This window comes from Aureimonas frigidaquae (genome assembly GCF_001463905.1).
Taxonomy (GTDB): domain Bacteria; phylum Pseudomonadota; class Alphaproteobacteria; order Rhizobiales; family Rhizobiaceae; genus Aureimonas; species Aureimonas frigidaquae.
Map to the genome: position 1 here is coordinate 497,525 of NZ_BBWR01000002.1, position 24,461 is coordinate 521,985.

The window sequence follows — 24,461 nt, forward strand, 5'->3', positions numbered from 1 at the left end:
GGTTTAAAGGACCACGCATTTGAAGAAACGTCTCGTGACCGCCACCGCCCTGGCGCTTCTCGCATCCGCCCCGGCGCACGCGCAGGAGTTCTCCGACACGCAGAAGAAGGAGATCTGGAACACGGTGCGCGAGTACCTCGTGGCCAATCCGGAAGTCCTCCTGGAGGCGATGGCCGCGCTGGAAAGCAAACGGGCTGCCCAGACGCGCGACCAGCAAAAGGTGGCGATCGCAGGGGCCAAGGATACGCTGTATGCGGCGCCGGAGGGCGCCACGCTCGGCAATCCGGAGGGCGACGTGACGCTGGTCGAGTTCTTCGATTACAATTGCGGCTACTGCAAACGTGCCCATGCCGACATGAATGCCCTTCTGGAGAGCGATCCCAACTTGCGCGTCGTCTTGCACGAGATCCCGGTCCTGGGGCCGGAATCGGTTGCGGCCAGCAAGGTGAGCCTTGCCTTCCGCAACCTGCATCCGACGCAGTATGGCGCCTTCCAGTCGCAACTCCTGATGTCCCGGTCGACGGCCGACGAGGCGCGCGCCATCACCGTCGCCAAGGAACTCGGCGCCGACGAAAAGGCTTTGCGCGCCGCCATGGCCGACCCGGCCATCGAGGCCGAACTCGATTCGGCCGCGCAACTGGCCATGGCGCTCCAGATCTCCGGAACCCCCTCCTATGTGATCGGTGACGAAATGGTTCCGGGGGCGGTCGGTGCTGACGCGCTGGCGGCCCGCATCGCCAACATGCGCGATTGCGGCAGCGCCAGCTGTTCCTGATCCCGCAAGATTTGACCCGCACACTTTTTTCCGGCGGCGCAATGCTCTATACGGCTGCAACGCAACGCACGGGCTCGCAAGGATAAGAAATGTCGAAGGAAGACAACGTCGTGGACCGGTCTCTCGTTCGTGAACTGGCCGATATTCTGAAAGATACCGACCTGACCGAAATCGAAGTCGAACAGGGCGAGCTGCGTATCCGCGTGTCGCGTCAGAAGGAATTTGCCGGCGGCGGCAACTACATTACGGCCATGCCGCAAATGGCGCCGCAATACGCTCCCCAGCCGGTTCCCGCCGGTGTTCCGTCCGCTGCTCCCGCGGCTCCCGCTGCGGCGGGCCCGGAAGCCGGCTCCGTCCCCTCGCCCATGGTCGGCACCGTCTACCTGGCGTCGGCGCCGGGTGCCAAGAACTTCGTGGAAGTCGGCCAGAGCGTGAAGGAGGGCGAGACGCTCCTGATCATCGAAGCCATGAAGACCATGAACCAGATCCCCGCTCCGCGCGCCGGAACGGTCAAGCGCATCTGCGTAGAGAACGGACAGCCGGTCGAGTACGGCGAAGCGCTCGTCGTCATCGGCTGAGGCACGCCGCACCGGCCGGGCCGAGGCCCGGCCCGACGCCAGGCCCGACCGGGGCTTTCGACCGGAAATCGGCGGAAAGGTTTTTATGTTCAACAAGGTCCTCATCGCCAATCGCGGAGAGATCGCCCTTCGTGTCCTGCGCGCCTGCAAGGAACTCGGCATCCCCACGGTGGCCGTTCATTCCACGGCCGACAATGCGGCCATGCATGTGCGCCTGGCGGACGAAAGCGTCTGCATCGGCCCGCCGCCGGCCCGTGACAGCTACCTGAACATCCCGCAGATCCTGGCAGCCTGCGAGATTTCGGGCGCGGATGCGGTCCATCCGGGCTATGGCTTCCTGTCCGAGAATGCCCGCTTCGCCGACATTCTGGAAGCGCACAACATCACCTTCATCGGTCCGCGCGCCAGCGATATCCGCACCATGGGTGACAAGATCGAAGCCAAGCGGACCGCGCAGGCGCTCGGCATTCCCGTCGTCCCGGGCTCGCCCGGCGCGGTGACGGAAGATGCCGAAGCCATGCGCATTGCGGCCGATATCGGCTACCCCGTCCTCGTCAAGGCTTCGGCCGGCGGCGGCGGGCGCGGCATGAAGGTGGCCCATACGGCGGAGGACCTGCCGCTGGCGCTCGCCACCGCCCGCTCCGAAGCCGCCGCGGCCTTCGGTGACGATTCGGTCTATATCGAGAAATACCTCGGCAAGCCCCGCCACATCGAAATCCAGGTCTTCGGTGATGGCGAAGGCAATGCGATCCATCTGGGCGAGCGCGACTGCTCGCTCCAGCGCCGGCACCAGAAGGTCTGGGAAGAGGCCCGTTCGCCGGCCCTGACCGACGAGCAGCGCGAGCGGATCGGCGAAATCTGCGCCGATGCCATGCGCAAGATGAAGTATCGCGGCGCCGGGACGATCGAGTTCCTGTACGAGAATGGCGAGTTCTATTTCATCGAAATGAACACCCGCCTGCAGGTGGAGCACCCCGTCACCGAGGCGATCACCGGGCTGGACCTCGTCCACGAGCAGATCCGCGTCGCGTCCGGCCAGGGCCTGTCCCTGACGCAGGATCAGGTCACCTTCTTCGGCCATGCGATCGAATGCCGGATCAACGCCGAGGATCCGCAGACCTTCGCGCCCTCTCCCGGCCAGATCAGCTACTACCATGCGCCGGGCGGCCTCGGCATCCGGATCGATTCCGGCGTCTATCAGGGCTATACGATCCCGCCCTTCTACGACAGCCTCATCGGCAAGCTCATCGTGCATGGCCGGACCCGCCAGGAATGCCTGATGCGGCTGCGCCGGGCGCTGGACGAAATCATCGTGGACGGCGTCAAGACGACCCTGCCGCTCTTCCAGCGCCTCGTCGACACGCCGGACATCCAGGCCGGCAATTACGACATCCATTGGCTGGAGCAGTTCCTGGCCGATCCGTCCAAGACGGCGTGACCCTATGCCGGGGGGCCGCGGCGTCGAACCTGCGATAACGCCCCGGCTGCTCCTGCGAGCCTATGCCAACGGCATATTCCCCATGGCGCAATCCGCGGACGATCCGCGGATTCACTGGATCGACCCGACCGAACGCGGCATCCTTCCCCTGTCGGACGTGCATGTTCCGCGCCGCCTGGCGCGGCGGCTGCGGGCGCGGCCCTACGACATACGCTTCGATACGGCCTTCCCGGCGGTCGTCGACGGTTGCGCGGAACCCGCCCCCGGGCGGATGGATACCTGGATCAACGCGCAGATCCGATCGCTCTATCTCGACCTCTTCCGGATGGGCCATGCCCACAGCGTGGAAGCCTGGGACGGGAGCGAGCTTGTCGGAGGGCTCTATGGGGTGAGCCTTGGCGGCGCCTTCTTTGGTGAAAGCATGTTCTCGCGGCGGACCGACGCGTCCAAGCTGGCGCTTCTGTATCTGTGCAACTGCCTGATCCGCTCGGGATACCAGCTTCTGGATACGCAGTTCCTGACCGCGCATCTGGTGCAGTTCGGCGCGGTGGAAATTCCCCGGCGGCGCTATCGCGCCCTTCTGGAGGCTGCACTGATGCAGGACGCCACATTCAATCCCGAGCCTCTGGCCGAGCCGGACGGCGTGATCGCCAGCCTGCGGCAGGCGGCAGACCAAGCCTGACGGATCAGAATTTCAACGCGACCCCGGCGCGGATCGAATGCTCGTCATAGCCGGAGGAAATCGTGACATTGCCAAGATCGTAATCACGGCGGTTGAAGTCCGTGTAGCGATACTCGACGCGGGAGGTCACATTGTCCCGCAAGGCCGCTTCGACACCCGCACCGATCGTCCAGCCGACATGGGTCGCGCTGTCGCTGGCGCCGGGCACCGAGAGCTCATTGTTCGCCACGGCGATGCCGCCGGTCGCGAACAGGAGGATCGGATCGTAGGTCACGCCAAGGCGGGCGCGGATCGATCCGAAGGCGTTGCCGCTAACGTCGAGCGGCGCGCCGCCGGAGCCCACAGACGCAGAACCGTCGGCGCCGCTCAGGCCTGCATCACCCTCCACGCCATAGACGATGCGGTCGGTCTGCAGATTGTAGCCCGCATAGATCCCGCCGATGAACCCATCGCCGCGCACCGTGCCACCGGCCGGCGCATCGAAATCGGCACGGCTGTACCCGACGAAGGCGCCGGCATAGGGCCCCGTCCAGATATACAGGTTCTGGGGTGCCGGCAGGGCATCGGCCGGCGCTGCGGGCGCCGGGTCGGCAGCCAGGGCCGGTCCCAGTCCGAGGCAGGCGGCGATAGCCAGGGAAACAAGCCGGATCATAACCAGACGATGCTCCACGCAAGCCTCACGCAAGGCTCGATCACGGGCTATCGTTATGCTGACAGCCCGTCGCTGCCAATTGCAGCAAAGCGACACTCTCCGGAAAAGCTCGTCCATGCCGACAGCGCGCCGTCCGATGGCTGCTTTTGGCGGACGCAACGCTTATATGATGCCCCATGACGTCCCATCCCGATGCCCGCATGACCAAGACCGACGACGACGAGCCCATGGTCGAGGACGACCTGGAATCGGAGGAGGAGATCGCCGAGGAACCGTCCGAGGACGCCTCCGCGCGACCGCAGATCCAATGGGACGATGCCGGGCGGGGAATCGACCAGGCGTTGCGCGGCGCAGAGCTGATCGCGGCGCTGGCGCGGCGGCTGCCCAATTCGCCGGGCGTCTACCGCATGTTCGACAGCGCCAACGAGGTTCTCTATGTGGGCAAGGCGCGCTCCCTGAAGAAGCGCGTCTCCAGCTATACGCGGATGGGCGGCCATACGAACCGCATTGCCCGGATGATCCGCGCCACGGCGCATATGGAGTTCGTCACCACGCGGACGGAAACGGAAGCCCTGCTTCTGGAAGCCAACCTCATCAAGCGCCTGCGCCCGCGCTTCAACGTCCTTCTGCGCGACGACAAGAGCTTTCCCTATATTTTCGTGCCGGCCGATCACGAGGCGCCGCCCATCCTGAAGCATCGCGGCGCGCGCGCGCGCAAGGGCAACTATTTCGGACCCTTCGCCTCGGCCGGCGCAGTCAGCCGGACGGTAAACGCCCTGCAGCGCGCCTTCCTGCTGCGCACCTGCACGGACAGTGTCTACCAGACGCGCACCCGCCCCTGCCTCCTGTACCAGATCAAGCGCTGTGCCGGCCCCTGCACGCGCGAAATCCCGCTGGACGAGTATGCGACCCTGGTTGCGGAGGCCAAGGGCTTCCTGTCGGGCCGCTCGAGCCAGGTAAAGCAGAGCCTGGCGCAGGCCATGCAGGATGCCTCGGCCGAGCTCGACTTCGAGCGCGCGGCCATCTACCGCGACCGCTTATCCGCTTTGTCGCATATCCAGAGCCATCAGGGCATCAACCCACAGGGCGTCGACGAGGCCGATGTCTTCGCCATGCATCAGGAAGGCGGCCTGACCTGCATTCAGGTCTTCTTCTTCCGGACCGGCCAGAACTGGGGCAACCGCGCCTACTTCCCGAAGGCCGACCCCAGCATCGAACCGTCGGAGGTGCTGTCAGCCTTTCTGGCGCAGTTCTATGACGACAAGCCACCGGCAGCGCTGATCCTCCTTCCCATCGAGGTCGAGGAAGAGGAGCTTCTGTCCGAGGCCTTGTCCAGCCGCGCCGGCCGCCGCGTGCGCATCAGCGTTCCGGCGCGCGGCGAAAAGCGGGACCTCGTGGCCCATGCGAGCGCCAATGCCAAGGAAGCCCTTGGGCGGCGGCTTGCCGAAACCTCCACGCAGACCCGCCTTCTGGAAGGCTTGAAGGAGACTTTCGCCCTGCCCTGGACGCCGCGGCGGATCGAGGTTTTCGACAACTCCCACATTATGGGCAACCAGGCCGTGGGCGCGATGATCGTGGCGGGGCCGCTGGGTTTTGCCAAGAATCAGTACCGCAAGTTCAACATCCGCAGCACGGACATAACGCCCGGCGACGATTTCGGCATGATGCGCGAGGTCATGAACCGCCGCTTCGCGCGGCTGATCCGCGAGCATGGCGAAGCCGGCCCCGTGGCGCCGGCCGCCGACGCCGACAGCGACGCGGAAATGCCGGCCTGGCCCGATCTCGTGCTCATCGATGGCGGCAAGGGACAGATCGCCGCCGTGCGTGCGATTCTGGAGGAGCTGTCCATCGCTGACAAGGTTCTGACCATCGGCGTTGCCAAGGGCGTCGACCGCGATGCCGGGCGGGAGCGTTTCGTTGTCCCCGGGCGCGAGCCCTTCACCCTGCCGCCGCGCGATCCGGTCCTCTACTTCGTCCAGCGCCTGCGGGACGAGGCCCACCGGTTTGCCATCGGCACCCACCGCGCCCGCCGGTCCAAGGAACTCGTCCGCAATCCGCTGGACGAGATCGCCGGTATCGGCCCGGCCCGCAAGCGTGCACTCCTGCACCATTTCGGCACCGCAAAGGCCGTATCGCGCGCCGCGCTGAACGACCTGCGCAAGGTGGAGGGCATTTCCGAGGCGATGGCGCGCCTCGTCTACAATCACTTCAACGGGTCCTGATTTGAGCTGCCGCGAGCCTTGACGTGGCGGCTTGCGGACGGTTCAAAGGACACGCGCGAAACCGGACAAGCATCTATGGCATCCAAGGCCCTCAACCTGCCGAACATCCTGACCTATGCGCGCATCGTCGCCGTGCCGCTGGTCGTGCTCTGCTTCTTCGTGGAAGGCCGGTTGCACGGCTCCGACACGGCCCGCTGGTGGGCTGTCTTCCTGTTCGTGGCGGCCAGCCTGACCGACTGGCTCGACGGTTACCTTGCCCGGGCCTGGCAGCAGACCTCCACCATTGGCCGGATGCTCGACCCGATCGCCGACAAGCTCCTGGTGGCCGCGGCGCTGCTCGTGCTGACCGCGGACCGCACCATCGCCGACTGGTCGATCTGGGCCGCCATCGTCATCCTGTGCCGTGAAATCCTCGTTTCCGGCCTGCGCGAATATCTCGCGGCCCTGAAGGTCAGCGTGCCGGTGACGCGGCTTGCCAAGTGGAAGACGGCCGCGCAGATGGTCGCCATCTCCTTCCTGCTCGCCGGCCCGGCCGGCGACGTGATCTTCCCTTACACGACCCTTCTCGGAAACATCTTCCTCTGGATCGCGGCGATCATCACCCTTTATACCGGGTATGATTATTTCCGCGCGGGGCTGCGGCACATCGACAGCTGAAAGCCCCGTGCGCCGGAGGGCGCATCATGAAGCTCGCTTACTTCGCCTCCATTCGCGAGACGATCGGCCTTGGCGACGAGGATGTCGCCCTGCCGGCTGGCGTTCAGACGGTGGACGATCTCATCCGCTGGCTGAAGACGCGTGGTGACAACTATGCCGATGCGCTGCATCCGCCGGAGCGCGTGCGCGTGGCGCTGGATCAGGAGCATGCGGGGCAGGATGCGCCGCTGCAGGGCGTGACCGAGGTCGCCTTCTTTCCACCCATGACGGGCGGCTGACATGAGCTGCGTCAGTGTCACGCCGGACCGCATCGATTTGGCAGCAGAGACACAGGGCCTGGGCAGCGATGGGGCACATGGCGCGCTCGTCACCTTCACCGGCTTCTGCCGCGACGAGGGTGGGCGCCTGTCGGCGCTGGAGCTCGAACACTACCCCGGCATGGCCGAGCGTGAGATCGAGCGAATCCTGGAACAGGCGCGCGCCCGCTGGACGCTTCTTGCCTGCCGGATCGTCCATCGCTACGGCCGCATCCTGCCGGGCGAGGAAATCGTCTTCGTCGCCTGTGCATCGACGCATCGCCAGGCGGCCTTCGAGGCGGCCGGCTTCATCATGGATTTCATGAAGACGCGCGCGCCCTTCTGGAAGCGCGAACACCTCAAGGACGGAACCGTCGGCGGCTGGGTCAGCGCGCGTGATACGGACGACGCGGCGACCGATCGCTGGCACCGCCTGTGACCCGGGCATAGAAAAGCCCCGCCGTCGGACGGCGGGGCTCTCTTAAATGATGTGACGCGGTGACTGAACGTCAGCCGACGATTTCGGTCTCGGCGAACCAGTAGGCGATTTCCTGCTTGGCGGTTTCCGGCGCGTCGGAGCCATGCACGGAGTTTTCGCCGATCGACAGGGCGAAGGTCTTGCGGATCGTGCCCTCGGCCGCGTCGGCCGGATTGGTGGCACCCATGATCTCACGGTTCTTGAGGATCGCGTTCTCGCCTTCCAGCACCTGGACGACCGTCGGGCCGCTCGTCATGCCTTCGACCAGCTCGCCGAAGAAGGGACGCGCCTTGTGGACGGCGTAGAAGCCTTCCGCCTCACGCTGGCTCATCCACACGCGCTTGGACGCGACGACGCGCAGGCCCGCCTCTTCCAGCTTCTGCGTGATCGCACCCGTCAGGTTGCGGCGGGTCGCGTCGGGCTTGATCATGGAGAAGGTGCGCTCGATGGCCATGGATTGTCCTTTATGCCTTGGATCAGTCGGAAAAGATGCCGCTCTATAGAGCCTGGTCCGGCGCGCGGCAAGAGCGCCGCCGCCGCGGATCAGGCGGCGGGAACGTTCCGCCCTTCCCCATCATGCAGGTCGAGGCACCGGCCGAACCAGCCCATAATCGCATCGTCCTGAGCAAGGGGCTGGAAGGTGGAGACGACACGCAACCACTGGAACGCGCCGAAAACGATATAGTCGGCAAAGCCCGGCTCGGCGCCGCTGATCCAGGGCTGGGCCTTCAACGTGGCGCGCAGCGGCTGCAACGCGCGGGAGAATGCCTCCACATGTTCGGGATCGCGGTGGACGATCTCTTCCAGTGGCATGCCGAAGAAGGCCTCCCGCGTCTTGCGGAAATGCTCCCGGTCCGCCTCGTCCAGGAGGGTGTAGATGTCCATCAGCGCCACGGAGGTGACGAAGGGATGGATCGTCCGCTGCGACCAGGACTCCACGAAGCGGGCCGCCCCGCGCCCTGCCTCGCTCCCGAAGAGCGGCTTGCCGTCCGGATAGGTCGCCTCCAGATATTCGGCTATGGCGAAGCTGTCCTGAACGACGTTCGGCCCGTCCCGCAGCACCGGCACCGTCCGGTCGAAGCCGCCTTCCACATGCCGCACCTTGGTGAAGGGCACCGCTTCGGTGCGGAAGGCCAGCCCCTTGTGCCGCAGCGCCATGCGGATTTTCCAGCAATGGGGCGAAAAGGGGCGTGTCGTGTCGTGCCCGACGAGTTCGTAGAGAATGATGTCCATCTGCCTGCCGTTCGAACGGTGACCGTTGCCCATGGCCATAGCATGGCATGGCCGTCCCGACAGGGGGGCCGCCCCCTTTCTTCACCGGCTGACCCGTGGCAAAAGCGGTCATGCTTCAGATCAGCGATATTTCGGCGCGCGTCGCCGGCCGGCTCCTCATCGACCATGCCAGCCTGACCATCCCGACCGGGACAAAGGCCGGCCTGGTGGGGCGGAACGGCACGGGCAAGTCCACCCTCTTCCGCATCATCACGGGTGACCTCGCGGCCGAGACGGGAGAGGTTTCCGTCCCGCGCAACACCCGAATCGGACAGGTGGCGCAGGAAGCGCCCGGCACGCAGGACAGCCTGATCGAGGTTGTCCTGAAGGCCGATCTGGAGCGGGTCGCGCTGCTGGCGGAGGCCGAGACGGCGAGCGATCCGCACCGGATCGCCGAAATCCACACGCGGCTGGCCGATATCGACAGCCATTCGGCCGAGGCGCGGGCGGCCGCCATCCTGGACGGGCTCGGCTTCGACGCCGCCGCACAGGCCCGGCCGGTGGCCTCCTATTCGGGCGGCTGGCGCATGCGGGTGGCCCTGGCGGCGGTACTTTTCGCCCGGCCCGATCTCCTGCTCCTGGACGAGCCGACCAACTATCTGGACCTCGAAGGCACGCTCTGGCTGGAAAACTTCGTATCGCGCTACCCGCATACGGTCCTCATCATCAGCCATGACCGCGATGTGTTGAACAACGCGGTCGATTCCATCATCCATCTGGACCAGAAGAAGCTGAACTTCTATCGCGGCTCCTACGATTCCTTCGAGCGTCAGCGGGCCGAGAAGCTCGAACTGATGCAGAAGCAGATCGTCAAGCAGCAGGCCGAGCGCAAGCATATGGAAGCCTTCGTGGAGCGCTTCCGCGCCAAGGCGAGCAAGGCGCGCCAGGCCCAGAGCCGCCTGAAGGCGCTGGAGCGCATGCAGCCGCTCGCCGCCATTCTGGAAGAGCATGTGACGCCCTTCGTCTTCGAGGCGCCGGAAAAGGTCCTCGCATCGCCCATCATCCGAATGGAAGGCGTCGCCGTCGGCTATGAGAGCCGGTCCATCCTGCGCGGCCTGAACCTGCGCATCGACCATGACGACCGCATCGCGCTGCTCGGCGCCAACGGCAATGGCAAGTCCACCTTCGCCAAGCTCCTGGCCGAGCGGCTGCAGCCCCAGGCGGGGGAAATCACCCGCGCCCCTGGGCTCAAGGTCGCCTTCTTCGCGCAGCATCAGATCGACGATCTGCGGCCCGACGAGACGGCCGTCCAGCATGTGCGGCGCCACATGCCGCAGGCGCCGGAGGCCAAGGTCCGGGCCCGCGTGGCACGCATGGGGCTCAGCACCGAAAAGATGGATACGGTCGCCGACAAGCTGTCGGGCGGGGAAAAGGCGCGGCTCCTGATGGGCCTCGCCACGCTCGACGCGCCGAACCTTCTGATCCTGGACGAACCCACCAACCACCTGGACATCGAAGCCCGCGAAAGCCTCGTGCGCGCGCTCAACGACTTTCCCGGCGCGGTCATCCTGATCAGCCATGACCGGCATATGGTCGAGGCAACCATGGACCGTTTGTGGCTGGTCGGCGACGGCACCGTCGCGCGCTATGACGGCGATCTTGAGGATTACAAGAAGCTGATCTTGTCCGGGCGGCGGAGCGGGTCGGGCACCGAAGCGGTCGAGGTGGCGGAACCCGTCCAGTCACGGGCGGATCAACGGCGCAGCGCCGCGGAAAAGCGCGAAGCCCTGAAGCCCCTGCGCAAGAAGATCTCGGCTCTCGAAATCCAGATGACCCGCCTGCAAAAGACGATCACGGAGCTGGACGCCCAGCTTGCCGACCCCGCACTCTACACGCGGGAGGCGTCCAAGGCGGCCGACCTCGGCAAGCAGAAGGCGCATGCCGCGCGCACGCTGGAAAAGGCCGAGGAAGAATGGCTCGCGCTCACCGAAGAGCACGAGGCGGCGATGGCGGACTGACCCCCGGCCGGCCGTCAGACCGTCTCACCCCACGGGCCAGCCGTCAGGCCTTCTTCACCCAACGCCTGTCTTCGGATTGCTGCCAGTAGGTCACCATATGGCCGGCGGCCTTCTCCACCTTCCACCGCGCGCGCGCAGCCGATAGCTGCTCCTCGTCCAGCCCGTCGAACAGATAGACGCCGCGCTCATAGGGGGAGAGGTCCTGCGGAACTGCGCCCTCCACCATGAAGCGCACATGCGCGTCGTTGGCCCGCTGCGCCGGATCGATGGTGATGAGGATCGGCTGCAGCGCAGCCGATCCTTCAGCGTCCGAGCCATGCGGCAGGAACGCATCGTCGCGGAAGACCCAGAGATGCTGGTCCAGTGCATTGCGGCGCTCTTCCGTCGCGGTCTGGACCACGACGCGCCAGGCGCGCGCCAGGCACCGTTCGAGAAGATCGGGAAGCGCATCCTCCATCCGGCTTTCGGTCAGATGATAGAAGAGCACCTCGGCCATGGCGGGCTCAGCGCGCTTCGTAATGGTCCGCCACGAGGCGGTTCAGCAGACGGACGCCGAAGCCCGATGCCCAGGACTGGTTGTACTCGTTGGAGGGCGAGCCCATCGCCGTGCCCGCCACGTCCAGATGCGCCCAGGGAACATCGTTGACGAAGCGCTTGAGGAACTGTGCGGCGGTGATGGACCCGGCCGCACGACCGCCGCCGATATTGCGGATATCGGCGAATTTGCCCTCGATCATCTTGTCGTATTCCTTGGCGAGCGGCAGGCGCCACACCTTCTCGCCGGTGGCGTCGCCGGCCGCGGACAGGCGCTGCGCCAGCGTATCGTCATTGGCGAAGAGCCCGGCATAATGATTGCCGAGCGCCACGATGATCGCGCCCGTCAGGGTGGCGAGGTTGACCATGAATTGCGGCTTGAAGCGGTCCTGCGTGTACCAGAGCGCGTCGGCCAGGACGAGGCGGCCCTCCGCGTCGGTGTTCAGCACCTCGATGGTCGTGCCGGACATGGCGCGCACGATATCGCCCGGGCGCTGCGCCCGGCCATCGACGGCATTCTCCACCAGCCCGACCACGCCGACGGCGTTGACCTTCGCCTTGCGGCCGGCCAGCGCCCGCATCAGGCCGACGACGGCGGCCGAGCCGCCCATGTCGCCCTTCATGTCTTCCATTCCGGCCGCCGGCTTGATGGAGATGCCGCCCGTGTCGAAGACGACGCCCTTGCCCACGAAGGCGAGCGGCGCCTCGCCCTCCGCACCGCCGTTCCAGCGGATGATCGCCATCCGTGCGGGCGAATCCGACCCCTGCGCCACGCCCAGAAGCGCGAACATCTTTAAAGCGCGCATGGCGTCTTCGTCGAGGATCTCGACCTCGAGCCCGAAGTCACGCAGTTCCTCGATACGGCGGGCATACTCGACCGTGGTCAGGATGTTGGCCGGCTCGTTCACCAGGTTGCGCGCCAGGACGACGCCCTCACCCACCGGCTCCACCACCGCGTAGGCGGCACGGGCGGCATCGGCGGCGTCCAGCTGGAAGCTCAGCGTCGACGGCGCATCCTTGGGCTTGTCGTCGGCCTGCTCGCCTTCCGTGGGTTTGCGGCTCTTGTAGATATCGAAATCATAGGCGCGCAGGATCGCGCCCTGTGCCAGCAACGCCGCCTCCTGGGCGCCATAGGCGCCGGCGATGGTCACGCTCGAGGCGCCCTTGCTGTGGGCGACGATGCTTCCGCCGAGCTTGAGCCAGTCTTCTTCCGTCAGGGGTTCCTGCCCCTTGATGCCGAGGAGAACGAGCTTGTCGAGGGCCCCGTCCGCCGGCGACAGGATTTCGGCCGAGGACAGGAGCTTGCCCTTGAACTTCGCAGCGCCTGCGGCGCGCGTGACGAGATCGCCGAAAGAGGCGGCCATATGGGCGGGGACGTCGAGGCCTTCGCCGACCAGGAGGACGAGGACACCCTCTACCGGAACGGAAGGCGCGGAAAAGGCGACGGATGGCGTGAGGGCCATGGAATGCTCCCTATGGATGGGGAATCAGTCTGCGAAGGGCGGATCCCTGTGAACGCCTATCTTGGAAATGACGCGGGCCATTGCAAGGGAGGCGCGCGCCGCGCGCTCGTTAAGCTTGTTCCTTTGCCCTTCTTTAGCCAAGCTCCCGCAATCTAAGGTTGAGCCCACCCACCGCCCGAACGGCGCATGTCATTGGAGAGACCCCTGCACAGGCGCGACGGAAGCGGATATAGGGACGGGCGATGAACATTCTGGAACGCTATATCCTGCGTCGCGCGGCCCTGTTCAGCGCCGCCTCGCTGGTCGCGCTCGTGCTGGTGGTCTGGGTTGTCCAGGTTCTCCAACGCGTGGATCTGGTGCGCTCGACGCTCGGCGCCGTCGGGGACATTCTGTGGATCGCCCTGATGCTGATGCCGGACCTTGCGGCCGGCGTCCTGCCCTTCGCCATCCTGATCGGCGCGATCCAGGCCCTGAATGCCTTCAATACCGATTCCGAGCGCTCCGTCATGGCGGCCGCCGGCGCCTCGCAATATGTGATCGCCCGGCCGATCCTTCTGATCGGCGCGGTTGCGGCGGGCCTCGTGCTCTTCAACTCCAACATTGTCGGGCCGGCCGCCTCAAAGGCGTTCCAGGATGGCGTGCGCTCCATCAACGCCAACGCCATTTCGCTCTTCCTCCAGCCCGGTCGGTTCGAACGGGTGCAGGACGGGCTGGTTATCAGCGTCGCGGATATGCGCGGCCCGACGATCGAGGGCCTGTTCCTGGCCGATACGCGGGACCCGGCGCTCGACGTCGCCTATTTCGCGCAGGAGGCCAATGTCGTCGACCTGAGCGGCGAATCCTACCTCGTCCTGAAGAACGGGCAGTTGCACCGCCGCACGACCAACGATGACGCGCTGTCGGTCATCGAGTTCCAGACCTACGCCTTCGACCTGGCGGATCTGCGGCCCGTATCGGCGCGGGACTGGATCCGCATGTCCGAGCGCAGCACCCGGGACCTGGCCAATCCCGATCCGAGCGATCCCCTGTACCAGACCCATCCCAACCGCTTCATCGAGGAACTGGCACTGCGCTGGAGCGACTGGCTCTATCCCATCGCCTTTGCGCTGTGGGCGGTGGTGGTCGCCGGCCCGCCGCGCACCAACCGCCAGGGAACCGGGCCGGCCATGCTGATCGGGCTGGGCGGCGGGCTCGTTCTGAAAGCGCTGGGCTTCGTGTCCCTTTCCCTCGTGGAGGCGAACCCGGCTTTCACGCCGCTCGTCTTCGGCCTGCCCTTCCTGTCGATCGTGACGAGCGCCGTGCTTCTGGCACGCAACACGAATGTCGTGGAATCGCGCTTCGTGCGCAGCGTGTCCGACAGGCTGCAGCAGCTTGCGGCCGCCGTCGCGCGCCTGTTCCCGCAGCGCCGGCGCACCGGAAGGCACGCAGCATGAGCCGCATGACGCTCAACCGGTATTTCCTGAAACTCTATCTGAAAAGCGTCGCCGGAACGCTGATGATGGTGTTTGGCCTGGCCTATCTGGTCGACCTGATCGAGCTCAGCCGCCGGGGCCGCTTCGACGATATCAGCTTCGGCACGCTGGCCGCGATCTCGGCGTTTCGCGTCCCGTCCTTTCTGGAACAGGCCTTCCCCTTCGTCATCCTGTTCGCGTCCATCTTCACGCTCGTATCCCTGAACCGGCGCATGGAGCTGGTGGTGACGCGGGCCGCCGGCATATCGATCTGGCAGATCCTGGCGCCGTTCCTTTTCGGCTCGCTGCTGCTCGGCATCTTTGCGACCACGGTCTACAATCCGCTGGCCAGCCTTGCGCAGATGCATTCGGCGCAGATAGAGACGCTCGTTGCGGGCGACCGCGCCGACGACAATGCCGACCGCACCCCCTGGTTGCGGCAATCGGGAGACGGGGTCAGCTCGATCCTCGGCGCCAAGGCGGTGTCGTCCGGCGGGATCGAGCTCGGCGGTGTCACCGCCTTCGTCCTGACGGATGACGGCGTTGCGCGCGAGCGGATCGATGCACCCCGCGCGACCCTGACCAACGGCGCCTGGGAACTGGCCGATCCGGTCGTGACGGTGATCGGCCAGCCGCCGGAAAAGCGGGCGTCCTACCGCCTGCCGACGACGCTTCTGCCGGAATATATCGAGCAGCGCCTTGCCGATCCGAACACGATCTCGGTGTGGGAGCTGCCCTCCAAGATCGAGGTGGCCCGCTCGCTCGGCTATAATGCAGACGCTTTTTCCATGCGTCTTTACACACTGTTGGCAAAACCTGCACTATTCATGGCAATGACGCTTCTTGCAGCCACGGTTGCGGTCCGCTACTCCCGCCTCGGGCAGTCCGGACCGGCCATCGTCGGTGGTGTCGCAGCCGGGTTCGTGCTCTACGTGGCCACGTTCCTTGCGCAGGCATTGGGCAGCAATTCCGTGGTATCGCCCGTTCTGGCGGCGTGGTTCCCGGTCGTGGCAGCAGGACTGTTCGGGGCGACATTCCTGCTCCATCAGGAGGATGGTTAGTATGATTGCGAGGGGGGCCTCGCGCCGCAGCGGGATCGGGGGACGATCCACCTTGAGCGGCGTTTTGCTGGCAAGCGCGGCCCTGTGCGCCATACTGGCGCATGGCGGCTCGGCAATGGCGCAGGAATCCCTCGGCGGGCTCGGCGTCAACGTGAACGTGAACGAGAGCGATCAGCTCTTCCTGGAAGCCGATACCGTCTCCTACGACAGCGACGCCGCGACGGTCACCGCCAGCGGTGGCGTGCAGATCGATTACGGCCAGTACAAGCTCGTCGCCCGGCAGATCGTCTACGACCAGCGCCTGCGGCGCCTGGTGGCGGCGGGCGATGTGGAACTGGTCGAGCCGGGCGGCAACCGCATCTATGCCGATGCGCTCGATGTCACCGACGATTTCGGCAACGGTTTCATCCGTGCCCTGCGCATCGAAACGCCCGAAAACACCCGCCTGGCCGCCGCAGAAGCGGTGCGGGAGGGTGATTCCGTCACGACGTTCGAACGGGGCGTCTACACGGCGTGCGAGGCCTGCGAGAAGAACCCGGACCGGCCGCCACTGTGGCAGGTCAAGGCGCGGCGCATCGTCTGGGACCAGCAGGAGCAGGTGATCCGCTATTACGGCGCGCGCTTCGAGCTCTTCGGCGCACCGCTTGCCTACCTGCCCTATTTCGCGACGCCGGATCCGACCGTCAAACGCCGCAGCGGTTTCCTGGCGCCATCCTACCAGCAGTCTGACAAGACCGGCTTCGGCCTGCGCGTGCCATACTATCTGGCCCTGTCGGACAGTTACGACGCCACGGTGGCGGGCACCTATTATTCCAAGCAGGGCTTCCTCGGCGAGGTCGAGTACCGGCAGGCCTTCGAGAACGGCTACTTCACGCTGCAGGCGGCCGGCATCTCCCAGAACAACCCGGAGGAGTTCGACGACTTCTGGTCCGACGGCGTCACCTTCCGGCCGGACATTCCACCCGAACAGCGCGGCATGGTCGGCACGACGGGCCGTTTTGCCATTAACGAGAACTGGACCTTCGGCTGGGATGCCCTCCTGCAGACCGATCCCAACTTCTCCAACACCTACGATATCGCCAATTTCGACGAGGTCTATCGCTCGTCGGAAGTCTACCTGACAGGGCTCGGCACGCAGAGCTTCTTCGACCTGCGGGCGCAGAAGTTCGAGGTCCAGACACAGAACACCTTCAACGAGGAAGTGCAGCCCTATGTGCTGCCCTCGCTGGACTACGAGTATATCGCCGAAGATACCGTCTATGGCGGCCAGGTGCAGTTCAACGCCAATGTCACGCATATCCGGCGCGACGACAGCTCCCCGGCCTCCCTGCTCCTGTGCGAGCCGGGAAACTACAGCGACGGTATTTGCAGCAGCCCGGAAGGCTTTCCCTACCGGACGGACGAGTTCCGGCGCAACATCCTGACCGGCAATTACAGCCGCGGCACGACAGAGGCGAGCTGGACGCGCGAGTTCATCACCAATGGCGGCCTGGTGCTGACGCCGTCGGGCAAGCTGCGGGGCGATGTCTACAGCGCCGACATGGGCGTGGACGGCTTCGACTACGGCACCACCTATTCCGACCTCGGCGCCTATTCGGTCGACAAGACGGGCGTGCGCGGCATGGCGACGGCGGCCATCGAGGCGCGCTACCCATACCTGATCCAGACGCAGAACACCTCCCACCTGATCGAGCCCATCGCGCAGCTTCTGGTGCGTCCCGACGCGGCGGAAGCCGGCATTCTCCCCAACGAGGATGCGCAAACGCTCGTCTTCAGTGCGGCGAACCTGTTTTCACACGACAAGTTCACCGGCTATGACCGGATCGAAGGCGGTACGCGGGCCAATCTCGGCGTGCAATATTCGGGCACCTTCGGCACCGGCTATTTCGTGAACGCCGTTGCCGGCCAGTCCTTCCACCTCGCCGGCACCAACCCCTACGCCATCGAGAACCTGGCTTTGGTGGGCTATGATTCGGGCCTGGAAACCGACCGCTCCGACTATGTGACAGGGCTTGCCCTGACCGTTCCGCTCGGCGTCACCCTGAGCGCCCAGGGCCGCTTCGACGAGGAAGACCTCGACCTGAAGCGCATGGACGTGACGAGCACCTTCAGTGCCGGCCGTGTCGGAGGATCGGTCACCTATTCGCAGATTGCCGCACAGCCCATTTACGGCCTGCCGGTGGACCGGCAGCAGGTGTCCACCTCGGCCAATGTCCGGCTGACGGATTCCATCCGCGCCTTCGGCTCTATCGGCTACGACATCGAGAACGAATCCATCATCTCGCGCAGCTTCGGCGTCGGCTATGCCGACGAGTGCTTCAGCCTGATCGCCCAGTATCAGAGCACCGACAGCCGCTACCAGCTCACCTCGTCGGAGAGCAAGGTGATGGTGACGCTGAGCCTGCGCACCCTGGTGGAAACGGATTTCAACTACAATCTGGGCGACTGAGCGCGGCAACCGGGGCTTGACCATTCTTTTGCCAAAGCTGTTTGATAAACGGCATGATGTGGTTAAAACACCGGCTGAACGGATGAACGGGAGCCCAAGACGTCGATGAGCATGAAGCGCCTTTTCGTGAGTGCGGCCCTCGCCTCCGTGGCCACCTTCGCCGCATTGGGCCCGGTGCCGATCATCGCTCCGGCCGCGCAGGCAGCGAGCGAGGTGAAGGTCGTCGTCAATCGTCAGGCGATCACCTCCTACCAGATCCAGCTTCGGCAGGCCTTCCTGCGGCTGCGCCGCGCCCCCGCCACCGCGGAGGCCGCCACCAAGGAGCTGATCGACGAAGCCGTGAAGAAGCAGGAGGTCCGGCGCCGGGGCATCAATATTCCCGATGCAGCCGTGGACCAGGCCTATGCGAACTTCGCGCAGCAGAACGGCTTGAGCCTGGCGCAGCTTGGCCAGCTTTTCGGTCAGGCCGGCTTCAGCGGAGAGGCGTTCAAGGATTACATCCGCGTTCAGATGGGTTGGGGCCAGGCCGTTCGCATGAACGTGCAGCAGGCCGAGCGGCTGAGCGAGCAGGACGTCGTGCAGCGCATGCTGCAGCAGGGCGGCGCGAAGCCCTCCACCACCGAATACACGCTGCAGCAGGTCATCTTCGTTCTGCCGCAGGGCGCCTCGCGGGAGCGGCGCACGACCGAAGCCAACAACATGCGTCAGCGCTTCCGCGGCTGCGACAACACCTTCCAGCTCGCGCAGGGCCTGCGCGACGTGACGGTGCGTGATCTCGGCCGTGTCGCCCAGCCGGAGCTGCCGCCCCGCTGGAAGGACGAGATTTCCCGCCTGTCGGCCGGCAACACCACGCGCCCGCAGGTCACCGAGCGCGGCGTTGAGTTCATCGCCGTCTGCAACACGCGCAAGATCTCGGACGATCATGCCGCACAGCTCGTCTACCAGGCCAAGGATCTGGAAAGCCTCAGCTCCCAGGAGCCGGACGCAGCGCTTCTGAAGAAGCTGCGTGACGCCGCCACCATCGTGCGGCGCTAAGCCGCCATGCCGCAGCCGGCTCCCCTTCCGCTTGCCGTATCGGTCGGCGAGCCATCCGGGGTCGGCCCGGACCTGATCCTCGCCTGCCATCACAACCGGCGTCTCTTCGGCCTGCCGCCCTTCTTCGTGGTGGCCGATGCCGACATGCTGGCCAGCCGCGCCGAACGGCTCGGCCTGCCTGCTTCCGTTGCGCGGATCGACCAGGCGGCCGATGCTGTGTCCGTCTTCGACGAAGCGCTGCCCGTGCTTCCCCTTGCAGCTGCCCATATGGACACGCCGGGCGAAACGCATGCCGACAATGCGGCCGGCACCATCGAATCCATCGAGCGGGCCACGGCCGAAGTGCTGGACGGGCGGGCCGGTGCGCTCGTCACGGCCCCCATCGAAAAGAAGGCGCTCTACGATGCCGGCTTCCGGCATCCGGGACATACCGAGTTCCTGGCCGCCCTGTGCGAGACGCGGCATCGCCGCGCCTATCTGCCCGTCATGCTCCTGACCGGGCCCGAGCTATCCACGGTTCCCGTCACCATCCATATCCCCCTGGCCGATGTTCCCGCTCAGCTGACGGAGGAAGCGATCGTGCAGACGGCGCGCATTGTCGCGCATCATCTGAAGATGGATTTCGGGCTCGATCATCCGCGGCTTGCCGTGTCCGGCCTGAACCCCCATGCCGGGGAACAGGGCGCCATGGGTACGGAAGACCTCCGGATCGTCCAGCCGGCTGTCGAGCGCCTGCTCGGCGAAGGGCTCGACGTCATCGGCCCCATGCCCGCCGACACCATGTTCCATGCCGAGGCCCGCAGCCGCTACGACGTGGCGCTCTGCATGTATCACGACCAGGCGCTGATCCCGGTCAAGACCCTCGGCTTCGACGAGGCCGTCAACGTGACGCTCGGCCTGCCGATCATCCGCACCTCGCCTGATCACGGCACAGCCGCCGCCCTTGCAGGAACGGGCAAGGCCCGCGCATCGAGCTTTATCGCCGCGCTCAACCTGGCGGCCCGCATGGCCCGCATCCGCGCCGGCAACAGACAGGACGCATGACCCAGATCGACATGCTGCCGCCGCTGCGCGAGGTGCTTGCCGCGCATGACCTGGAGCCCAGGAAGGCGCTCGGACAGAACTTCCTGCTCGATCTGAACCTGACCGCCAAGATCGCGCGGCAGGCTGCGCCGCTCGACGAGACGACCGTGGTGGAGATCGGCCCGGGACCGGGTGGCCTCACACGCGCCCTTTTGGCCGAAGGCGCCCGACGCGTCATTGCCATCGAGAAGGACACGCGCTGCCTGCCGGCCCTGCAGGAAATCGCAGACGCCTATCCAGGGCGCCTTGACATCCTGTCCGGCGATGCGCTTGCCATCGATATTGCGCAGCAGGCCAGCGGGCGCTTCAAGCTGGTGGCGAACCTTCCCTACAATGTCGGAACCCAGATCCTCCTGAACCTCGTGACCACAGCGCTCTGGCCACCGCAATGGGACTCGCTCACCCTGATGTTCCAGCGCGAGGTTGCCCACCGCATCGTCGCCCGTGCGGGCGACGACCATTACGGACGCCTGGGCGTCCTGTGCGGCTGGCGCACGGAGGCCGAGATCCTTTTCGACGTGCCGCCGCAGGCCTTCACGCCGCCGCCCAAGGTCACCTCCTCCGTCGTTCGATTGATCCCCCGGCCCGCCCCGGCGCAGGCATCACTCGCCACGCTTGAGGTTGTCACGGCGAACGCCTTCGGGCAAAGGCGCAAGATGCTGCGGCAAAGCCTCAAGGCGCTGGGCGGCGAAGCGCTGCTCCAGGCCGCGGGGATCGATCCGCAGCGGCGCGCCGAGACGCTGTCCGTTGCCGAATTCGTGACCCTCGCCAATCTGGTGGACCAGCGCAGGACGGCGAATTCAAAGGAAGGCTGAGCGGCGCACGGCCAGGCAATAGCGGTTCAGGAAGCAGCTTTCGCAAAGCGGACGGCGCGCCAGGCAGACGGACTTGCCGAACTGGATCAGCCAGAAATGGCCGTCGCGCAGCGCCCATTCAGGCGCCCGCTCTTCCAGCTCTTCGGCGGTGCGGTCCGCCGTCGTCTGGTGCGTCAGGCCAAGCCGGTTGCAGACGCGGAAGACATGCGTGTCCACGGCGATGACGGGGCGATCGAAGCAGAAGGACAGAACGATGTCGGCGCACTTGCGGCCGATGCCGGGCAGTAGCATCAGCGCCGCCCGGTCCGCCGGGACCTGTCCGCCATGACGTTCGATCAGTGCTGCGACAAGGCGCTTCAGGTTGCGCGCCTTGGCATTGTACAGGCCGCATGGCCGGATCGCCTCGGCAATTTGCGCTTCGTCCAGCGCCAGCAAGGTTTCGGGTGTATTGGCGCAGGCAAACAGCGCCTCTGCGGCAAGGGCCGTGTTGGCATCCCGGCTCTGGGCGGACAGGACGCAGGCGACCAGGGTGCGGAACCGGTCCGGCTGGCCCTTGGGGCCTTTCGCATCGGGCGTGCGCCCCGGCATGTGCTCCGCCAGCAGGCGGAAGACGGCCTCCACCTCGGCCTTGGTCAGACGGAGCGGCGGCGCGCGCGTCACAGGGGGCGTCAGGCCTCCATCAGCTTGTCGGCTTCCTCCAGGAGGGTCGCCGTGAAGTCGAAGAGGCCGGGCCGGCGGTCACGCCGCAGGCGCTCCGCATTGACGATGGACAGGACTGCGCCGAAGGCGCGGTCGAGATCGTCGTTGATGACCACATATTCGTAATCGCGCCACCGCTCGATTTCGACCTTCGCATTGCGCAGCCGCATCTGGATCGTCTCGGCCGAATCTTCGGCCCGCCTGTTGAGCCGCGCGCGCAGCTCGGCCATGGAGGGCGGAAGAATGAAGATGGAGACGATGTCGGTCTTGGCCTGCTCCTGCAACTGGCGGGCTCCCTGCCAGTCGATGTCGAAGAGCATGTCGCGGCCCTCGCGCATCGCCTTTTCGGCGGCCTCGCGCGGGGTGCCATAGAAATTGCCGTGAACCTCGGCCCATTCCAGAAGCGCATCGCCTGTCTGCAACCGCGTGAATTCCTCGCGGCTGATGAAATGGTAGTGCACGCCATCGATCTCGCTGGCGCGGCGCTTGCGCGTCGTGACGCTGACCGACAGGGAGAAACGGGAGTCCTGCTCCAGAAGGTTGCGCGCGATGGTCGACTTCCCCGCGCCAGATGGCGAAGAGATGACGAGCATCAAACCACGCCGCGCGATGGGCAGTGGAGATTCGGTATCGATCAGCGGCCTCATTCGATATTTTGAACCTGTTCCCTGAATTGGTCCACCACCACCTTCAGCTGCAGGCCGATGGCCGTCAGCGACGTGGCATTCGATTTGGCGCAGAGTGTATTCGATTCCCGGTTAAATTCCTGTGAGAGAAAATCGAGCCTGCGTCCAATGGGCCCACCCTCGGCCAAGAGGCTGCGCCCGGCTTCGATATGCGCGCGGAGCCGATCGATCTCTTCGCGGATATCGGCCCGGGTCGCAAGCAAGGCCGCTTCCTGCGCAAGGCGACCTTCGTCGAGATGAAGGCCAGTGCCAAGCAGAAGTTGCACCTGCTCGGTCAGACGCGCGCGGATCGATTCTGCGCTGCGGGACGGATCTTCCTCCGCCTCACCTGTCAGCGCGGCGATCTCGTCGAGCCGCTGGCGCAGCACCTGCGCGGTGGCGGCCCCCTCCTGCGCGCGCATTGCGATCAACGCTTCCAGGCTTGCGTCGAAGGCATCGAGCGCCACCTGCGCCATTGGCGCGTCGCAGACAGGCGTGTCGGCCTCTCCGGCATCCAATACGCCCTTGAGGCCAAGGAGCCCGTCGGCCGTCGGCGGCGCGGCATGTCCTTCGGAAACCAGAAGGCGAGCCTGTGCGACATAGGCCGACAGGACGTCCCGGTTGATGGCACGGCCGATCGTCCCGCCATCGCGCTGGATCTGGAGGGTGATCTGCACATTCCCACGTGACAGGCGCGATGCCGCCCGGCGGCGCGCTTCGGCCTCCACGGGCTCGAAGCCGGGCGGCAGCCGCCAGCGCAGATCGAGTCCCTTGCCGTTGACGGACCTGAGCTCCCACACGATGCGCCAGTCGCCAAAGGTTGCGTCCTGGCGGGCGAAGCCCGTCATGCTGCAAACGGGCTTCACGGGGCCGCCTTTCCTCGATGTGCTACTCGACGAGATCGGCGTCCTCCGCGGCGGCGGCATCCGCCGCGCCCTGCTGCCGCATGACCTCGCGGTAGCGCGCCACGTTGCGGTTGTGCTCGGCCAGGCTCGGTGCGAAGGCGTGCCCGCCCGTGCCATCGGCGACAAAGTAGAGATCGTCCGTATCAAGCGGATGGGCGACCGCCTCCAGCGCGGCGCGCCCGGGATTGGCGATCGGACCGGGCGGCAGGCCGTTGATCACATAGGTGTTGTACGGCGTGTTGCTCTGAATGTGGGAGCGCCGCAGCGGCTCGCCCGAAGGCTTTCCGGCGCCGCCCCAAATTCCGTAGATAAAGGTCGGGTCCGACTGCAGCCGCATGCCCTGGCGCAGGCGGTTGACGAAGACCGACGCGACATGCGGCCGTTCGGCATCCACCCCGGTTTCGCGTTCGACGATGGATGCGAGCGTGACGAACTCGTCCTTCGTTTCCACCGGCAGCCCCTCGGTCCGTCCTGCCCAGATCTCGTCCACGAGCCGCGCTTGCGCGGCGGCCATCTGCGAAACGATCTCGCCGCGGCTGGTTCCACGCGTGAAGGTGTATGTCTCCGGCAGGAGTGTTCCTTCGGCGGGCATGGGCGGCAGGTTCCCGACCAGCGTTTCATCGCCTTCCAGCCGGGCATAGATCTGCGCAACGGTCCAGCCTTCGGGGATCGTGACGGAATGCATGATGGAACGCCCGCTTTCGAGCTTCTCCATCACGCCCTGCATCGAGGTTCCGGGCGCGAAGGCGTATTCGCCGGCCTTCAACTGCCCGGCGGCGCCGGACATGCGCACGCCGGCCTGGAAGATCAGCGCATTGGAGACGATACCGGCCGCTTCGAGCCCGTCCGCGATGGAGGACAGCCCGCCGCCGCGCGACACCATGAAGGTGGCTTCCTGCGTGAGCGGACCACGGCGCTCGAACTGGAACTTGCCCCAGTAGAACGCGGCGGCGCCGCCCAGGACGGCGATGACGAGAAGGCTAAAGAAGAAGTTCAGGAAGACGACCACGGCGCCCCGGGAACGGCGGGATGGCGTCCTGCGCCCGCGCTTCGGCCCCTCGGACTGCGTTGGCGTCATCGTGCCCTTGGTCACATCGCTCACGGGTTGCTGGCCCTCAGGTCTGCAGTTTCGTTACAGGCGAAGCATGCGGCTCGGCCTTGCCGCCCGCGACGGACGGCGCGGTATCGAACCGGCGAGGCAATCCGCTACGCGACGCGCAAGCGACGGTGTACCCGCCCAATATGGCGAAAGGCAGGAGGATCGGCGCGCTGGCCAGCGTGATCCCGATCCCA

Annotated in this window: 24 protein-coding genes; 15 read left to right on the plus strand and 9 right to left on the minus strand. The window is 65.9% G+C overall.

Annotation, left to right across the window (positions count from 1 at the left end; genetic code table 11):
• Positions 1-19 precede the first annotated feature (19 nt).
• From AUL30_RS02295 to aat, 4 genes are all read left to right on the plus strand, one after another.
• Positions 20-775 (plus strand): DsbA family protein, encoded by a 756-nt coding sequence (locus tag AUL30_RS02295; RefSeq protein ID WP_062226204.1) that lies wholly within the window; start codon positions 20-22, stop codon positions 773-775.
• Positions 776-864: 89 nt separating this feature from the next.
• The gene (gene accB / locus AUL30_RS02300) at positions 865-1,353 is read left to right on the plus strand and encodes an acetyl-CoA carboxylase biotin carboxyl carrier protein (RefSeq protein ID WP_062226205.1); all 489 of its coding nucleotides are present in this window, start codon (positions 865-867) and stop codon (positions 1,351-1,353) included.
• 85 nt (positions 1,354-1,438) lie between these two features.
• Positions 1,439-2,791, plus strand: coding sequence for an acetyl-CoA carboxylase biotin carboxylase subunit (gene accC / locus AUL30_RS02305; protein WP_062226206.1), 1,353 nt, complete (start codon positions 1,439-1,441; stop codon positions 2,789-2,791).
• Between the two features lie 4 nt (positions 2,792-2,795).
• The gene (gene aat, locus AUL30_RS02310) at positions 2,796-3,473 is read left to right on the plus strand and encodes a leucyl/phenylalanyl-tRNA--protein transferase (RefSeq protein ID WP_083507619.1); all 678 of its coding nucleotides are present in this window, start codon (positions 2,796-2,798) and stop codon (positions 3,471-3,473) included.
• A gap of 4 nt (positions 3,474-3,477) precedes the next feature.
• Here the strand turns inward: aat and AUL30_RS02315 are convergent, their stop codons facing one another.
• On the minus strand, positions 3,478-4,125 hold the full coding sequence (locus AUL30_RS02315; RefSeq protein WP_062226207.1) for an outer membrane protein: 648 nt from the start codon (positions 4,123-4,125) through the stop codon (positions 3,478-3,480).
• Between the two features lie 176 nt (positions 4,126-4,301).
• Here AUL30_RS02315 and uvrC point away from each other — a divergent pair, with 176 nt between their 5' ends.
• The 4 genes from uvrC (at position 4,302) to AUL30_RS02335 (ending at position 7,739) form a co-directional block, all read left to right on the plus strand.
• Positions 4,302-6,347, plus strand: coding sequence for an excinuclease ABC subunit UvrC (gene uvrC, locus AUL30_RS02320; protein WP_062226208.1), 2,046 nt, complete (start codon positions 4,302-4,304; stop codon positions 6,345-6,347).
• Positions 6,348-6,422: 75 nt separating this feature from the next.
• A complete protein-coding gene (pgsA, locus tag AUL30_RS02325; protein ID WP_062226209.1) occupies positions 6,423-7,004 on the plus strand; it encodes a CDP-diacylglycerol--glycerol-3-phosphate 3-phosphatidyltransferase in 582 nt (193 codons plus the stop codon).
• Positions 7,005-7,030: 26 nt separating this feature from the next.
• The gene (gene moaD / locus AUL30_RS02330) at positions 7,031-7,282 is read left to right on the plus strand and encodes a molybdopterin converting factor subunit 1 (protein ID WP_062226210.1); all 252 of its coding nucleotides are present in this window, start codon (positions 7,031-7,033) and stop codon (positions 7,280-7,282) included.
• A gap of 1 nt (position 7,283) precedes the next feature.
• Complete coding sequence (locus tag AUL30_RS02335) at positions 7,284-7,739, plus strand: molybdenum cofactor biosynthesis protein MoaE (protein ID WP_062226211.1); 456 nt, start codon at positions 7,284-7,286, stop codon at positions 7,737-7,739.
• A 70-nt stretch (positions 7,740-7,809) separates the two neighbouring features.
• On the opposite strand, the gene ndk is transcribed toward AUL30_RS02335, so the two are convergent.
• Together ndk and AUL30_RS02345 are read right to left on the minus strand one after the other, a co-directional pair.
• The gene (gene ndk / locus AUL30_RS02340; protein ID WP_062226212.1) at positions 7,810-8,232 is read right to left on the minus strand and encodes a nucleoside-diphosphate kinase; all 423 of its coding nucleotides are present in this window, start codon (positions 8,230-8,232) and stop codon (positions 7,810-7,812) included.
• A gap of 89 nt (positions 8,233-8,321) precedes the next feature.
• Complete coding sequence (locus AUL30_RS02345; RefSeq protein ID WP_062226213.1) at positions 8,322-9,011, minus strand: glutathione S-transferase family protein; 690 nt, start codon at positions 9,009-9,011, stop codon at positions 8,322-8,324.
• A gap of 110 nt (positions 9,012-9,121) precedes the next feature.
• On the opposite strand from AUL30_RS02345, the gene AUL30_RS02350 reads away from it, so the two are divergent.
• On the plus strand, positions 9,122-11,008 hold the full coding sequence (locus tag AUL30_RS02350) for an ABC-F family ATP-binding cassette domain-containing protein (protein ID WP_062226214.1): 1,887 nt from the start codon (positions 9,122-9,124) through the stop codon (positions 11,006-11,008).
• A 43-nt stretch (positions 11,009-11,051) separates the two neighbouring features.
• On the opposite strand, the gene AUL30_RS02355 is transcribed toward AUL30_RS02350, so the two are convergent.
• Complete coding sequence (locus AUL30_RS02355; RefSeq protein ID WP_062226215.1) at positions 11,052-11,504, minus strand: DNA polymerase III subunit chi; 453 nt, start codon at positions 11,502-11,504, stop codon at positions 11,052-11,054.
• Between the two features lie 7 nt (positions 11,505-11,511).
• Positions 11,512-13,005, minus strand: coding sequence for a leucyl aminopeptidase (locus AUL30_RS02360; protein ID WP_062226216.1), 1,494 nt, complete (start codon positions 13,003-13,005; stop codon positions 11,512-11,514).
• A 242-nt stretch (positions 13,006-13,247) separates the two neighbouring features.
• Here AUL30_RS02360 and AUL30_RS02365 point away from each other — a divergent pair, with 242 nt between their 5' ends.
• The 6 genes from AUL30_RS02365 to rsmA all read left to right on the plus strand — a co-directional run bounded on the left by AUL30_RS02365 (position 13,248) and on the right by rsmA (position 20,899).
• On the plus strand, positions 13,248-14,438 hold the full coding sequence (locus AUL30_RS02365; RefSeq protein WP_062226217.1) for an LptF/LptG family permease: 1,191 nt from the start codon (positions 13,248-13,250) through the stop codon (positions 14,436-14,438).
• The gene (lptG, locus tag AUL30_RS02370) at positions 14,435-15,517 is read left to right on the plus strand and encodes an LPS export ABC transporter permease LptG (protein ID WP_062226218.1); all 1,083 of its coding nucleotides are present in this window, start codon (positions 14,435-14,437) and stop codon (positions 15,515-15,517) included. Before AUL30_RS02365 ends, lptG begins: the two co-directional genes overlap by 4 nt.
• Positions 15,518-15,569: 52 nt before the next feature.
• On the plus strand, positions 15,570-17,966 hold the full coding sequence (locus AUL30_RS02375) for an LPS-assembly protein LptD (protein ID WP_244490677.1): 2,397 nt from the start codon (positions 15,570-15,572) through the stop codon (positions 17,964-17,966).
• 105 nt (positions 17,967-18,071) lie between these two features.
• Positions 18,072-19,001, plus strand: coding sequence for a SurA N-terminal domain-containing protein (locus AUL30_RS02380; protein ID WP_083507620.1), 930 nt, complete (start codon positions 18,072-18,074; stop codon positions 18,999-19,001).
• Between the two features lie 6 nt (positions 19,002-19,007).
• A complete protein-coding gene (gene pdxA / locus AUL30_RS02385; protein ID WP_062226220.1) occupies positions 19,008-20,045 on the plus strand; it encodes a 4-hydroxythreonine-4-phosphate dehydrogenase PdxA in 1,038 nt (345 codons plus the stop codon).
• Complete coding sequence (gene rsmA, locus AUL30_RS02390; RefSeq protein WP_062226221.1) at positions 20,042-20,899, plus strand: 16S rRNA (adenine(1518)-N(6)/adenine(1519)-N(6))-dimethyltransferase RsmA; 858 nt, start codon at positions 20,042-20,044, stop codon at positions 20,897-20,899. The genes pdxA and rsmA overlap by 4 nt, the downstream gene beginning before the upstream one ends.
• Here rsmA and AUL30_RS02395 read toward each other — a convergent pair.
• Genes AUL30_RS02395 through mltG form a run of 4 tightly spaced genes read right to left on the minus strand, consistent with a single transcriptional unit; the run spans position 20,885 to position 24,270 of the window.
• Positions 20,885-21,559 carry an endonuclease III domain-containing protein gene (locus AUL30_RS02395; protein ID WP_244490678.1) on the minus strand — a complete coding sequence of 225 codons (675 nt, stop codon included), beginning with the start codon at positions 21,557-21,559 and terminating at the stop codon, positions 20,885-20,887. The genes rsmA and AUL30_RS02395 overlap by 15 nt on opposite strands.
• Positions 21,560-21,567: 8 nt before the next feature.
• A complete protein-coding gene (gene gmk / locus AUL30_RS02400) occupies positions 21,568-22,245 on the minus strand; it encodes a guanylate kinase (protein WP_062226222.1) in 678 nt (225 codons plus the stop codon).
• Complete coding sequence (locus tag AUL30_RS02405; RefSeq protein ID WP_306302728.1) at positions 22,242-23,129, minus strand: YicC/YloC family endoribonuclease; 888 nt, start codon at positions 23,127-23,129, stop codon at positions 22,242-22,244. Before AUL30_RS02405 ends, gmk begins: the two co-directional genes overlap by 4 nt.
• A gap of 22 nt (positions 23,130-23,151) precedes the next feature.
• Positions 23,152-24,270 carry an endolytic transglycosylase MltG gene (gene mltG, locus AUL30_RS02410; RefSeq protein ID WP_306302729.1) on the minus strand — a complete coding sequence of 373 codons (1,119 nt, stop codon included), beginning with the start codon at positions 24,268-24,270 and terminating at the stop codon, positions 23,152-23,154.
• Between the last annotated feature and the right edge of the window lie 191 nt (positions 24,271-24,461).